Source organism: Phormidium sp. CCY1219, from assembly GCF_055795085.1.
This window is the reverse complement of sequence record NZ_JAYFEQ010000614.1, coordinates 1-262: the sequence shown is the minus strand read 5'-3', so window position 1 is coordinate 262 and position 262 is coordinate 1. Positions and strand designations below refer to the sequence as shown.

General features: G+C 51.5%; 1 protein-coding gene. It reads left to right on the top strand.

The window, feature by feature from the left end; genetic code table 11:
• Positions 1–262: tetratricopeptide repeat protein (locus AC0QH1_RS17250; RefSeq protein ID WP_324632476.1), on the top strand; the 262-nt coding region annotated here is incomplete at both ends.

Genomic DNA, 262 nt, shown 5'->3' with positions numbered 1-262 from the left:
GCCCAAACGGTGGAAGAGCGACAACAGGAAGCGGAACGATTGTTGGAACTGGGGATTGAGCAGTATGGGCAAAGTCAGTTTCGTGAAGCATTACAATCGTGGGAACGGGCGCTGGAAATATATCGGGCGATCGGCGACAAAGCGGGGGAAGGCAGAACCCTCAACAACCTGGGAAATGTTTACCGGAATCTGGGAGAATACGCCGAAGCAGAGCAATACTTCCTGCAATCGTTAGAGATAGCACGAGAAATTGGGGACAAAC